Source organism: Chloroflexus aurantiacus J-10-fl, from assembly GCF_000018865.1.
In the GTDB taxonomy this organism is placed as follows: domain Bacteria; phylum Chloroflexota; class Chloroflexia; order Chloroflexales; family Chloroflexaceae; genus Chloroflexus; species Chloroflexus aurantiacus.
The window spans coordinates 71,898-84,871 of the sequence record NC_010175.1; the positions used below are offsets into that span (position 1 = coordinate 71,898).

Sequence of the window (12,974 nt, forward strand, 5' to 3'; positions counted from 1 at the left end):
ATGCATATCGTTGAGCGAGATTTGATATAAGTCCCGCACCCTGGCACACTCCTCTGTATTATCGGCACCCCTGTGGTGATATGCAACCACCGGGCCACGAAACGCTTTCCACTCCTGATTTCCAGATAAACCGTGGTACCATACCTGTAGGACAATTTGCGGAGATTCACCAATGCAAACTGCACAATTAGCATCTGCGCTGCTCAACGAAGCCCGCAAAACACTGGTTGGGCAAGAGGAAAATCTGACACTGTTATTAACGGCTCTGCTAAGTGGTGGCCATGTCTTGCTCGAAGGACCACCCGGCACGGCGAAAACCCTCATGGCCAAAACACTGGCGCAAATGATTCAGGCCGACTTTCGGCGCATTCAGTTTACGCCTGATCTGATGCCGGCAGACGTGATAGGGATACAGGTTTTCGATATGAAAAGTGGCGAATTTCGCCTCTATCGCGGACCGATCTTCACGCAGATATTACTGGGTGATGAGATCAATCGGGCGCCGGCGAAGACCCAAAGTGCTCTGTTAGAGGCCATGGAAGAGCGACAGGTCACGATTGAAGGGCAGCGCTTACCATTGCCGGAACCTTTTTTTGTGATCGCCACCCAAAATCCGATTGAGTATGATGGCACGTATCCGTTACCAGAAGCCCAACTCGACCGGTTTCTATTCAAAATTGTGATTGGCTATGCCTCACGGGATGTCGAAACTGAAGTATTACGTCGTTACCATCTCGGTTTCGATGCTCATCAATTGACGGCCAGTGGGTTACGACCGATTGTAAGTCCTGAAGCGCTCGCTACATGTCGGGCTGAAATCACGCAGGTACAGGTCGAGCAAGGCATTCTCGACTACATCGTGTCGATCATACAGGCAACCCGCAACAGTCCTGAACTGCTGGTCGGCGCCTCGTTACGGGCCGGTGTTGCGATGTTGCTGGCTGCCAAAACACTGGCTGCCATTCATGATCGCAATTATGTCACGCCCGATGACGTAAAGTTACTGGCCCGCCCGGTCTTGCGCCATCGGATCATCCTGCGTCCAGAAGCTGAAATTGAAGGGCTAAACCCTGATATGGCTATCAATCGCATCCTCAATCGCATCGAGGTACCGCGCTAGAATGCTGAGTCGTATGCTTGTACGCAGTTCGCTCCGCTGGATCAGGCAGCATCCCTGGCAGATGTTGCTCTGCATCATCGGGGTTGCATTAGGAGTTGCTGTCGTTGTTGCTATTGATCTCGCCAATGCCAGTGCCCGGCGGGCTTTTCAATTGGCCGGTGATACGGTAGCCGGGCAGGCAACGCATCAGATCGTGGGTGGTCCAACAGGGCTACCCGAAACGGTCTACCCGACTATTCGCCGCCAGTTTCCCACCCTGGCGGCTGCCCCCGTCGTCGAAGGCTACCTGACGGCACCTGCGCTCGGCCCTGGGGTGTATCAGCTCTTTGGCGTTGATCCTTTTGCTGAAGCGCCGTTCCGGCCCTACCTGGCCGGCAATGGTGCGGTTGATCTGGCCGCACTGCTGGTAGAACCAGGTGCTGCTCTGTTGGCCCGCACAACAAGTGAACAGGCCGGTCTACAGCCGGGTGATCAGTTACCGGTTCAGATAGGCGCTCGTCAGACGGCATTACGGATCGTCGGTGTGCTCGATCCGGCGGACGATTTGAGCCGACGGTCACTGGCTGGACTGGTCATTGTCGATATTTCGAGCGCGCAAGAGCTGCTCGACAACACCGGTCGCTTGAGTCGAATTGACCTGATTGTGCCTGAAGCATTTGATCTGGCCGCCCTTACCGCGCAATTACCGGCTGGCGTAACCGTCCAACCTGTGGCAGCGCGAGCCGGCACCTTGCAGCAGATGACAGCAGCGTTCGAGTTAAATCTGACTGCCCTGAGTCTGCTGGCGCTGATTGTGGGCATGTTCCTCATTTACAACACCATGACCTTTAGTGTTGTGCAGCGGCGCGGTTTGTGGGGGACGCTCCGTTGTGTAGGGGTCAGCCGGGGCCAGTTGGCCGGCATGGTGTTGATAGAGGCATTCATCATCAGTCTGGTGGGTGTTGCCGCTGGGCTGGTATTGGGAGTCGTGCTGGGCCGGGGACTGGTTGGTCTGGTCACTCAAACGATCAATGATCTCTATTTCGTAGTCACAGTGCGCGATCTGGCTATCGAGCCGTTGGTGCTGATCAAGGGTACAGCCCTGGGGATCATCGCCACCCTGCTGGCAGCGCTGGCCCCCACGCTGGAAGCAATGTACACGCCGCCACGCACTGTGCTACGTCGTTCGAGCCTTGAAGAACGGATTCGGCGAGCAATCCCCCGTCTGGCCGGAGGTGGTGTCGGTCTTCTGCTGCTGGGAGGGGGACTTCTCCTCATACCTGCTACAGCCGATACAAGCAGCCTCTACATCGCTTTTGGGGGTCTGTTTGCCATCGTGATTGGGACTGCACTACTCACACCACTTATCCTGATGACGCTGATGGCGGTTTTACGACCGATCCTTGGGCGAGCAGCGGGGATGTTGGGCAACATGGCAGCCCGTGATGTCGTCAATAGCCTCTCACGAACGGCGGTAGCAGTGGCTGCACTGATGGTTGCCGTCTCGGTCACTATTGGTGTGGGTATTATGATCGGCAGCTTTCGCCAGACCGTTATCAACTGGCTTGAGCAGAGCCTGATCGCTGATATTTACCTGTCGCCTCCCAGCAATGTTGCTAATCGAATTGACACTACAATCGATCCGGCTTTACCTGCTGCGCTGGCTTCACTACCAGAGGTCGAGGCGATCACAACATTCCGGAGCGTGCAGATCGATCTGCCCACCGGGCCAACAACACTTGTTGCCGTGGGAAGCACAACCGACCGTGGTCGCCGGGCACTGCGCTTTCAACAGGGTGGTGATGAGGCAACCTGGACAGCCTGGGAAAATGGTGCCGTGTTGATTTCTGAACCGCTGGCGTTTCGTAGCGGTCTGGGGGTTGGTGACACCTTAACAGTACGCACTGATCGCGGCCTGCGCGAACTCCCGATTGCCGGCGTCTACTACGATTACACGTCAGATCGCGGCGTTGTCCGCATCAACGAAGCAACGTATCGTCAACTGTGGGACGACACAGCCCTCTCCTCACTGGCGATTTATGTGCGTGAAGGCTATGAGGTTGATGCCGTGATGGAGCGGGTGCGGGCAATCAGCGCTGCCTACGGGACGATCATTGTCAATTCGAGTCGGGCATTGCGCGAAGGGACGCTCATTGTGTTTGATCGAACCTTTGCCATCACCTCTGTACTGCAATTGCTGGCCACCATCGTGGCATTCATCGGTATCCTGAGCGCATTGATGGCCTTACAACTTGAACGCACGCGCGAACTGGGTGTGTTGCGCGCAATCGGCTTAACACCCGGCCAGCTTTGGGGAGTAGTGCTGGGGCAAACCAGTCTGATGGGACTGGCTGCCGGCCTGCTGGCAGCCCCTCTTGGACTGGCACTGGCCGTGGTGCTGACGTATGTGATCAACAAGCGGTCGTTTGGCTGGACGCTGGAATTTACACTCGATCCCACCCTGTTTGTCCAGGCACTGGCAGTAGCGATTGTAGCGGCACTGCTGGCCGGCATCTGGCCGGCGCTACAGATGAGTCGTACCAGTCCGGCGGTGGCCTTACGCGATGAGTAATTTTTGACACGGCGCGTCATAGAGTTGCTAAAAGTATGGTATGATACAGGCGTTACCCGCACACAGTGAGGAGGAAAAGCCATGAGCGATCTGCAAGCAGCGTTCGAGCGCGCCGCGCAAGAGGTACAGCAACTACCCCGCCGGCCCGATAACGAGACACTCCTGCAACTGTACGCGCTCTACAAGCAGGCAACCGTTGGTGATGTCCAGGGCAGCCGCCCAGGCGTTCTCGATATGACCGGACGGCTGAAATACGATGCGTGGGCGAAGTTGAAAGGTGTTACGGCAGCCGATGCCATGCAGCGTTACATCGAGCTGGTAGAGCGGTTGAAGCAATCGCTTGCCTGACGCGACGTGCGTGGATGGCTATGGTCTGTCGCCGTTCCCAGATGTGAGTGCGACCCGCCCCACCCTAGCCCGTCCATGCCGGGGGCAGGAGCACGCATCCACTCCAGTGGCAGTGGGAGAACGCCCCCACCCCAGCCCGCCCCCGCCGGGGGCGGGTGTAAACGGTTCAGCATGGGTTAGATCAACTACAACTATTGCTCAACGATGCGAGTCGTTCAGATGTCATACCTGTAGGTGGGTCATTGTGGTCGTATTTCCAGAGCAGCCTGATGCAGCGCTTCTGTAGGGGCGACGCATGCGTCGCCCCTACAGAAGCGCATCGTTTACGTGCGACACCAGGGTAATAATTGGATAGCGCGTCATCATTTCTCTGCTATCAGAGGTGCCAGGTTGGAGACGAACCGGTGGCGTGCACGCTCAGAATAACCACACCGCAAGCCACTAACAAAACACAAAGCCGGCAATCACCATTGATTGCCGGCCTGATCACAGTATGAGGGGTGACGCTTTAATAGCGGCGACCAAAGCCACCACGCGGTGCATTGCGCGGCTTATCTTCGGCCTCATTCACCCGCAAATTGCGACCACCAACTTCAAGACCGTCGGTTGCGCGGATGACAGCAGCGACGTTATTTGTTTCGATCTCGACAAAGCCAAAACCACGCGAACGACCGGTGTCGCGATCATTGATCACTCGTGCGCTTTGCACTTCACCATGCGGCTCGAAGATCGAACCCAGCTCAGCGTCGCCCACATTCCACGGCAAATTCCCGACGAACAGTTTCACCAACATTGTACACACTCCACAGAGACTTGGTTTGACACACCTGCGTGGCATATCAAAACCGGCTATCACAGAACTCTCGTACTACCGCTGCCGATGGAAACCCATCGACCAGTCGCTCCGGTGTTCGACAACGTACCTGCTTCGAGCGCTGAAGCGTTGCCGATTGACCTGAGCCTGAGAGTTCTCTGATGCCGGTCTCGCAGCACACGACGTTGATTGACCTGCTCAGTGTAACACACTTTTCTGAAATTGCAAGAGGGATTCTGTAAGGAAACTTGACGGGTGGCAGGATCGCGTTACAGAAGCGGGACATCCGCGCCATCCTGCTTTACTCAAGCACAATCCGATCCAACGCAACGCACGAAAGCATAGCTTCCGCGCACCATATGGACAATGCTTCCGCTTTCTGACATATCAGGGTATACTACAAAAAGAGCACTACAAACCCCAACGGAGGTCGTATGTCGCGTCCGTTCATTCCCATGACCGCCAAGTGGCGGCAAGAGTTTATCAAGCCGCGAGGACCGGCCAATGTGCCCGCAGTTGGTAGCGAGGCACCCGATTTTACGCTTCCGTATGCCCAATTCCTCAGTGGGCCGCCGGAAGATCGGGTTGAATACGGTCGAACGATCACGCTGAGCGCGCTGCGTGGACGGCCCGTTGTCCTCAATCTCACCCGCATTGTCAGTGATCGCTTCTTCTGACCGCACTGCGCGCCGCAACTGGATGCGTTGCGGGAGCACTATGATCTCTTCGTTCAGCGCAATGCGCACCTGCTGGTGGTCAGCAGCACCGATCTCGAAATGACCAGCTACGTCGCCGAGGTGTTGCGTGCGCCGTATCCCATTTTGAGTGATCCCGAATGGGGCGTATTTTACCGCTACGGTATGGGATCGGCGATGGGAGTGCCCTTGCCGGGTGTATTCGTGATCGATGCTGATGGCATCATCCGCTGGAGCTGGGCTGCACCGTTGTCGGTTGTTTTCACTCCACCACGTCCGGCAGAGCTGGCGGCAGTGCTTGATGCGCTGGCAAGTGAAGGCTGAGGCGGTTTCTCCACCTGCCTCAGCCTATACATGTCACTGTCTAATGCTCAGAACGTGTCACACCCGCTCATACCACGAGAACGACTTAGAAGATCGTTTCAGTCGATACGGCAGTACGACGTGCCGCTCTGTACGATCACCCTTGCTCAGCTTTTTGGCCGGGTTGTAGACATCGATCTTCTCAAAGCTCAGATTGGGAGCGCAATCGTCTACCACTTGCATCGTCCCATCAAGCGGAAAATTTGTCTCTGGTCGGGTCAGTGAGACAAACTCCGCAGGCAAGACTTCGTTGTACGCCGGCACACTCAGAACCTGGACAAATCCACCTCTCTTACCAAGGTAGGTAATATGAAGCAGCGCATCACGCAGCCAATCGCGTTGATCTGAACCTTCCCAGCCCAGACCAATCGCGAAGTCGCCAAACAGATGGACATACTCGCGATAGCCGATTGTGCGCTGGAAAAAGCCTTCAAAGTCGGGATCGTTTGGTTTAGCTTCACTCCGACTGGGACGGAGCACCCGTTGAAAGACATTCGAGACGACAGCCTGTGCGGCGGGGCGCAACGCCACCTCCAGGCGGGCAATAGCCGGCCAATGAGAGCGGGCTACGTCTAGCGACTGGGCACGACACAACGCATCAAAAATGGCCATCTTTATCGCAAATGGGGTCGGTGCCAGCAATGTCTTCCCGCCGGATGCCGTTGTGAAACTGGGACGCAGCGAGAAGAGTGAGACTGCCTCGTATTCAGCAATCAACCACATAATTATGCTCCATTCACCGCCGGCAAGGTAAACGGTTCAGCCTCCTGGATAAGTCGGCTCATCTGTTCGGCAAAGGCACCGAGTGAGTCGAACGAAAACAGCTCAATCGCATCAGGGTGAAGCTGATTCAGACTCTCGGCAACCCGCTGGACATCGCTCACAAAATCGTCTTTCAGTGGCGAGATACAGGGAGCCGGGATGACATTCGAGCTAACCGTCATCACCCCACTCACATCGAGAATGTGCGGATTTTGGGCCGTGCGCATCGCTCCGGCAGGTTCGATGAAGGTGTAGAGAATGCTTTCCAGCAAAGCACGTAGACGTTTCCGACGCTGATCCGCATCCACTGCATAGCGTTGGGAAATATCGTTAAAGCCAATCCGCGCCGCTTCCACCTGCACAACAATCGCATAGACACCCGACGATGCCGGACGATGGAACGGCGTCTGTTTGCCGGCAATCGAACCAGACTCGTCAACTCCGGCACTCCCCCCACCGCGCTCGCTCTCAAACTTGACATGGAAGTAGGAGTCGGTCTTGACACTGCCCGGTACGCCTACCACCCACCCAAACTCAACCACACTTTTGCGCGGCAACGACCGATTCCCGGCGGTGATCAGCGCGCCGGCCATATCGGTCACTGCACAACGCTGGAGAATAAGATCAAGTTCACCCGCATTGCTTTTGGCCGTCTGCAACTGATTGAGGAACTCTTTATCGAGGTCGAGATCATAGTTGATCCGATTGGCATTAAACAGCCGTGCACCCATTGAGAGAGGCAAGTCTGCCTGCACAGCCAGGCGGTGCAAATGTTCAGACTGAATGTGCTTGAACATATCGCCACTGATCGCATTCACGCTGTGCAGGCGACCATCGGCGAAGACATTGACCATGCGCGTTTGAATCTGATTCCCTTCACCACCTTCGTTGTTCAACGAGTGCAGGTTCAAGACGGCGCGAGCAGCAATTGACAGGCTAAACACTGGCTTCATACACATGTCTCCATTCGTAAATATGCACGACTACTCTGCTTCAGGCGAATTATCATCATCACCATCACTACTGACCGGCTCTGTCACCTCTTCAGCGTCGCTATCGGGGGTATAGGTTTCATCACGCTGGAAGGTACTGGCATAGCCATACGCCACCAGCAGGCTGGCAATCATCTGTGGATCGCGATATTCATCCATCAGAGCCAGCAATTCATCGATATCCTTGATCGAGACATCACTACGCGCCCCGCGCGGCTGGGAATACCCTTGGCGTTCAAGCCGCTCACGCATCCGGGCGTTTTCGGCATTGTAATCGTGAATAAACTCGCTCAGGGCAGTAATAAACTCGTTGGGATAGGCGGATTTGCGCAGCAATTCCTGACCAAGCCCGTAGCGCACCTCATACGACACATCGTAGCGACCTTGATTTCGCTTCAGGTTGCGCCGATGAGCCTCGACGGTTGCCATGCGAATGGCATAGGCCAGGTTGCGAAAGCCGCGTGATTGGGTAATCTTGCTTAGGGGTGGCGCAATCGAACTCATAATAACCTCCAGATGATGAACGGTAAACTGAGGCGCGAGTTTGTCGCGCTGGATCACAAAGCCAGAGTAGGCATCGGTAAATGCCAGCAGCGCCGTCAATTCGTTGGTCGAAAGAAAATCGCGGTAGAGACGGAGCAATTCATAGTCCTCGCCACGCTTCTCATCGAGATTACGAACGATGCGTATATGCTCATCGATCATGTTCTGATAGAGCTGAATATCCTGCCGAACACGTGGCTGCACCCAGGCCGGTAAGCCAATGCGGGCAATATTCATGACTGCCGCCGACTGGCCGAGGTTCTTGTAATAGGCACTATCGAGGCCGTAGACCAACCTGTTCACGCCTTGATGACTGCCAAAAATCTGGGTAAGGAGGCGCTCACTCTGCGTAACTGCGGCATAATCCAGTACTGCTCTGGTATAACGCAGCGCAGCCAGCACATCGAGTTGGATCGCGCCACCTGAGCCGACCATCAAACGGCGAAATTCCTCGCGGATGCCGCGATGATCATGCCAGTCCAGTTGGTTGGGCGCTAACACATAAATCTTGCGATCTTTGCTATCCCTGATCAGACGGGTAAATCCGGCCCACCGCAACCCAACCCATTTCAGGTACTCGGTGAGCCAGAAATTGCTCAGGTTCCCCGGTTTGGCGAAGATCGCCTTACCGTTGGCCGTACCTTTGCCCTGGGTAGGATTGATCACCTGTGAAGCACTGAGCTGCTTTGTATGGTGTAGCCCGTGCTGCTTACAAACCGCAGCCCAATGCTTTTCAGCACCTTCCTGATCATTGGGCAACGTACTGGCATAGATCAGCACTGTCTCCAGCAAAGCCGGAAACGCAACCCGTCCCTGAAACCACTCTGCGGCAGCACTATTGGCAGCCTGCAATGCTGTCGGGTTGATTGCCCGAAAGAGTTCCCAGTCGGGATGCGGTTCAACCGGCGGATGAAGCTGCGGCTGCTGACCACCAACACTTTTACGCCACGTCCAGTAGGTTTCGTTGTCGGCTTTGGCCTGTTCGTAATCTTCAACCACACCCACCATTGCCGCTACATCGGCAAGGGCAAGGCGCGTGCCTTTGATCAACTTTTGTTGTGTTTTGCGATCAACAGTGACTAAAAGAAAAGCGCCGGTAAAAAAACTGGCAGTTTTTTACCCAATCTTCGCGTAAGGGTGGGTCACAGATAACTGCAAAATGTGATCCGTGGTCTGCAATTGTTACCCGTGCCCGGCTGTCGGCAATCCCATCGAGAACGTAAGCCAATCCAAACGCAACCAGGTTATCGGCAAAGGTACCGGTGCGCTTTTCAACGTAATACTTACTGCGATAGATTGACGCATTCATAGATACTCCACTGCTCAGGGAAGCGTTTGCCCGGCGCCCATCTCCGTGCCCCGCTGATCGGCCCGTCGTAAGGCACGAGCCAGTAATGTGTAGGCAATCCAACCGTAGCGGCTGGTTGGCTTGATCAGCAATTCGGCAAATTGCTGGTGATGATGACTATTCACCCATAAGTCGTTGATATTGAGAGAATAGTTTACCTCTTCTGGCAGGAATTGTAGCGTATTTTGAATCAGATTGCCTGCCTCTGACACCAACGAAAATGCCTGACAATCCTGAACGAAGGGGGCATGATGACGGGCAATCGCAGTCAGTATTGCCTGTACCAATTCCTTCTCATGAGATATGTTGAACGCACCGGCCAATATCTGTGCAACTGCCAGTGCTCCTTCCGCGGCATGGCGTGGTCGAGGCGTGCTACGTGACACCTCTCGCTCGGCCTGGCGATGGGTGGGATTTTGGAAATCAAACGTGGTATGGGCCAGCGCAATCGTTTTGGCAACCGGCTGACCAATGGCTTGCTGATAGGCATGCGCCCACTGCTGCCAGCCCTTAGACAGTTTGCCAACATCGTGGAACAGGCATGCCAGCCACGCAGCGCGCAGCACACTGCCAGGCGACCACCCGGCAGCACATTCAAGTGCAGATGCGGCAAAGCGGAGTTCCGGGAGCACCAGTTCCTGAAATGCGTCAAGCACGCGCTGGATATGCTCGGCATAGGTCTCAACGTACAGGCTTGAGCGAGGCCGGTCGATCAATGGCCTGGCTGGCGGCAACGTCGAGATAAACGGTAGATTACCGGTTTCCGGTGAAAAGCCTTCGTGCGCCGAGTAGCCGGCTAATGCCGGGTGAACAACAATAATCGCACTTTGCGCCAGTTCCTTGCTATCGTGAACGTCAACCCAACGGTACAGCGGGCGATTACTCTCTGCCTGATCGCCGGCATCGCTTTCATCGAGCCGGCGCACGCGCCAGGGAGCATCAGTTGGACGCTGCAACCAATCTTTTCCCATACTCCGCAACGAATAGAGCGGGATATTCAGACCAACCGCATCGTAGGGCGAAGCCAGAAGCTGATCGGGATCGGGATGGATCAGTACCAGGCGGCTATCGACATCGCGCACCAGCAGGCGTGACGCTCCCGCACGCTGTCCCTCAAGACAACCCTGAATAGACGCGCGTCGATTGTGACGGTCAGCCTGAATACCTGCAATAATGTTTTGGTCGCGAGCAGCACTCACGGCATTGACCAGCTCCTGTTCGTGGTCGAAGTCAAACACTGCGCCCTGTCGTTCCTTCAGCCACGCCAGAGTCGCATCCATCTCGTGCTTGAGGATCTCGTCTGGTTTGAACGCATAAGGGACATATGTTTCAACCGGATACACGATAACTGTGCCGGTATCACCAGGATAGCGCGCACAACGTCCGGCACGCTGAATGAGGCTGGCCGGGGGCGCCAGTTCGGTATGCAGCACCTCTACCGAAATATCAACCCCTACTTCAACGACCTGAGTGGCCACAACGATCAGATTGGCCTGCTGGCGCTGGGAGGACACACCAAGCCGACTCCGCAACTTTGCCTCGATCTGACGACGGTCATCGGGTAAGAACTGACTATGGAGGAGAAGGACCTCAGTTTCCGGCGGCGCCTGCTGTTTCAGTTCAGCATAGACCTCGCGCGCCCGCCGGACCGTGTTGCAAATCACCAGCGAAGCGTGCTGATGATGGGCAAGCACTGCCGCAGCCTGCAACGGCTGATCGGCCACCTGCCACACCCGCTGCCGGGCCGGTTGACCACCACGGGTGTTAATCGCTGCAATCTCTGCCGCCGACAGCGTAACCACCTGTGCCGGCTGCAACAACGTCGCCAGTGATTGCAACATTGCACTGCTAAACGTCGCCGTCATCAGCATAAACGGGGCCAGGCCATGAAGCTGCCGCAGGACGTGGAGGATTGTGGGTAATGCTGCATCAGGATCAAACAAATGAAACTCATCAAAGACCAGATACGCACCAGCAAGCGCGCCTGCATTAACATTTGCGAGGCGATACGGCAAACTGTACGGCATCATCAGATAGCTACTGAGAAACTGATCCACGGTACAGAAGATAAGATCGCCTTCAAAGCGACGATCTTCCGGCTGCTCACCGGTTTGAATACGCACATCGAGCTGGCGTCCGTGCAGGCGCTGATAGCGCGCAGCAAGCTCGCGATATTCAGCATAAAACTGATTCGCCAGCACCCGCATCGGCGTGACATAGAGACATTTGCGGGGCGTGGTGTCTGGTCGATCAAAAAATCCCTCAATAAACGGCACCAATGCCGCCCGCGTCTTGCCGGCTCCGGTTGGCGCCTGAAGCACAACATTCTCTCCGGCAAGAATGATATCCTTCACCCGCTGCTGGTACGGATAGAGTTGCATATCTTACCCTCCAAAGAAATCGTGTAGCGTCGTCGAGCCGGTCGGTGTCGGTACCGAGGAAACGTGCCAGCCATACCGTTCGGCCAACGCTCGCGCTTCTCCCATAAGCGTCTCGCGAAACTCCAGCGGCTCAAGCACCTCAACGCCAGCCCCCCAACCACGAACCCAGGGCAACATCTCGCGCCAATCGGTGACCTGCGCCTGCCACTCACAACCACCGTCGTCAAGCAGAGTGATTTGTTGCGACGGATGCCAGATTGTTTCCTGGACTCGTCGCGTTACCTCGCCGGGCATAAAGCGCAACCTGACCGTCACCGGCTCCTCATCACCCAACCAGATTCCCCAGGTATGCCGCAACAGTTGCTGTTCATCAAAATCATCGGGAATATCGAAGGTCTCCAGGGTTGTCACAGCATCTTCAATGCGTTCCAGCTTAAACGGAACAATATCGCGGGCAATATCACTATACGCAACCACGTACACACTATCGCTCCAAAGGGCAGGCTCGATCAGATACGGGCAAATGGTGTGAATCAGTGGTCGGCGGGCGCGCAGTGCCCGATATGTGATTCGCACCTTGCGCTGATTGAGCCACGCCATAGTGATTTGCTCAAGAATACTTAACCGCTGCGGCTGCTTTTGCTGCTTCAGCACACTGGTCGAGAGCTGCAATAATCGTTCAGTCATCGGCTGCTGAAGACAGGCGGCCAGCTTTTCTACTGCCTGCACAACATGAACATTCGCGAATCGGGTCTGACGCAACAAACGTCGCGCCGGTAAGTAGAGAAAGAGGGCTTCGTGGGGATTAAGCCGCACCTCAGACACCAGACGACTGCGGTCGATGCGATAGCGCCCTGGCGACTCCTCAACGAACGGGTATTCTTGTTCCAGAGCAATCCGATCCCGGTACGCAGTCGTCCGATCAATCTCCAGCCGTTCGGCAATTTCGGCATCGCTAAAAGCCCGCTGAACATACAATCGTTTCATTTCACTCAGTCGTTCAGCCCGTGAAAGCCCGCGACCTTTTCCCATAACTACTCCTGATTCGATAAGTGCA

Annotated in this window: 11 protein-coding genes; 4 read left to right on the forward strand and 7 right to left on the reverse strand. The window is 55.6% G+C overall.

Annotated elements, in window-relative coordinates; all coding sequences use genetic code 11:
- Nucleotides 1-172 precede the first annotated feature (172 nt).
- The 3 genes from CAUR_RS00305 (at nt 173) to CAUR_RS00315 (ending at nt 4,019) form a co-directional block, all read left to right on the forward strand.
- Complete coding sequence (locus tag CAUR_RS00305) at nt 173-1,120, forward strand: AAA family ATPase (protein WP_012255971.1); 948 nt, start codon at nt 173-175, stop codon at nt 1,118-1,120.
- 13 nt (nt 1,121-1,133) lie between these two features.
- The gene (locus CAUR_RS00310; RefSeq protein WP_242605004.1) at nt 1,134-3,671 is read left to right on the forward strand and encodes an FtsX-like permease family protein; all 2,538 of its coding nucleotides are present in this window, start codon (nt 1,134-1,136) and stop codon (nt 3,669-3,671) included.
- Between the two features lie 81 nt (nt 3,672-3,752).
- Nucleotides 3,753-4,019: an acyl-CoA-binding protein gene (locus tag CAUR_RS00315; protein ID WP_012255973.1), complete on the forward strand. Its 267-nt coding sequence runs from the start codon at nt 3,753-3,755 to the stop codon at nt 4,017-4,019.
- Nucleotides 4,020-4,527: 508 nt separating this feature from the next.
- Here the strand turns inward: CAUR_RS00315 and CAUR_RS00320 are convergent.
- Nucleotides 4,528-4,812 carry an RNA recognition motif domain-containing protein gene (locus tag CAUR_RS00320; RefSeq protein ID WP_012255974.1) on the reverse strand — a complete coding sequence of 95 codons (285 nt, stop codon included), beginning with the start codon at nt 4,810-4,812 and terminating at the stop codon, nt 4,528-4,530.
- A gap of 455 nt (nt 4,813-5,267) precedes the next feature.
- Here CAUR_RS00320 and CAUR_RS00325 point away from each other — a divergent pair, with 455 nt between their 5' ends.
- Nucleotides 5,268-5,852: a peroxiredoxin family protein gene (locus CAUR_RS00325; protein ID WP_012255975.1), complete on the forward strand. Its 585-nt coding sequence runs from the start codon at nt 5,268-5,270 to the stop codon at nt 5,850-5,852.
- A 57-nt stretch (nt 5,853-5,909) separates the two neighbouring features.
- On the opposite strand, the gene CAUR_RS00330 is transcribed toward CAUR_RS00325, so the two are convergent.
- From CAUR_RS00330 to CAUR_RS00350, 6 genes are read right to left on the reverse strand one after another with little or no spacing between them, the layout of a single operon-like run.
- Nucleotides 5,910-6,614 (reverse strand): hypothetical protein, encoded by a 705-nt coding sequence (locus tag CAUR_RS00330; RefSeq protein ID WP_012255976.1) that lies wholly within the window; start codon nt 6,612-6,614, stop codon nt 5,910-5,912.
- A 2-nt stretch (nt 6,615-6,616) separates the two neighbouring features.
- Nucleotides 6,617-7,606 (reverse strand): DevR family CRISPR-associated autoregulator, encoded by a 990-nt coding sequence (locus tag CAUR_RS00335; RefSeq protein WP_012255977.1) that lies wholly within the window; start codon nt 7,604-7,606, stop codon nt 6,617-6,619.
- A gap of 30 nt (nt 7,607-7,636) precedes the next feature.
- The gene (locus tag CAUR_RS00340) at nt 7,637-9,238 is read right to left on the reverse strand and encodes a hypothetical protein (RefSeq protein WP_242605005.1); all 1,602 of its coding nucleotides are present in this window, start codon (nt 9,236-9,238) and stop codon (nt 7,637-7,639) included.
- A gap of 19 nt (nt 9,239-9,257) precedes the next feature.
- Nucleotides 9,258-9,497 (reverse strand): hypothetical protein, encoded by a 240-nt coding sequence (locus CAUR_RS21340; RefSeq protein WP_012255979.1) that lies wholly within the window; start codon nt 9,495-9,497, stop codon nt 9,258-9,260.
- Between the two features lie 14 nt (nt 9,498-9,511).
- Nucleotides 9,512-11,917, reverse strand: coding sequence for a CRISPR-associated helicase/endonuclease Cas3 (locus tag CAUR_RS00345; RefSeq protein ID WP_012255980.1), 2,406 nt, complete (start codon nt 11,915-11,917; stop codon nt 9,512-9,514).
- Between the two features lie 3 nt (nt 11,918-11,920).
- The gene (locus tag CAUR_RS00350; RefSeq protein ID WP_012255981.1) at nt 11,921-12,949 is read right to left on the reverse strand and encodes a helix-turn-helix transcriptional regulator; all 1,029 of its coding nucleotides are present in this window, start codon (nt 12,947-12,949) and stop codon (nt 11,921-11,923) included.
- Between the last annotated feature and the right edge of the window lie 25 nt (nt 12,950-12,974).

What these genes read in the sequence shown, in the direction of transcription:
- CAUR_RS00330 (WP_012255976.1), bottom strand. Translation starts at nt 6,614, where the DNA reads ATGTGGTTGATTGCTGAATACGAGGCAGTCTCACTCTTCTCGCTGCGT.
- CAUR_RS00345 (WP_012255980.1), bottom strand. Translation starts at nt 11,917, where the DNA reads ATGCAACTCTATCCGTACCAGCAGCGGGTGAAGGATATCATTCTTGCC.
- CAUR_RS00320 (WP_012255974.1), bottom strand. Translation starts at nt 4,812, where the DNA reads ATGTTGGTGAAACTGTTCGTCGGGAATTTGCCGTGGAATGTGGGCGAC.
- CAUR_RS21340 (WP_012255979.1), bottom strand. Translation starts at nt 9,497, where the DNA reads ATGAATGCGTCAATCTATCGCAGTAAGTATTACGTTGAAAAGCGCACC.
- CAUR_RS00335 (WP_012255977.1), bottom strand. Translation starts at nt 7,606, where the DNA reads ATGAAGCCAGTGTTTAGCCTGTCAATTGCTGCTCGCGCCGTCTTGAAC.
- CAUR_RS00310 (WP_242605004.1), top strand. Translation starts at nt 1,134, where the DNA reads ATGCTTGTACGCAGTTCGCTCCGCTGGATCAGGCAGCATCCCTGGCAG.
- CAUR_RS00315 (WP_012255973.1), top strand. Translation starts at nt 3,753, where the DNA reads ATGAGCGATCTGCAAGCAGCGTTCGAGCGCGCCGCGCAAGAGGTACAG.
- CAUR_RS00305 (WP_012255971.1), top strand. Translation starts at nt 173, where the DNA reads ATGCAAACTGCACAATTAGCATCTGCGCTGCTCAACGAAGCCCGCAAA.
- CAUR_RS00350 (WP_012255981.1), bottom strand. Translation starts at nt 12,949, where the DNA reads ATGGGAAAAGGTCGCGGGCTTTCACGGGCTGAACGACTGAGTGAAATG.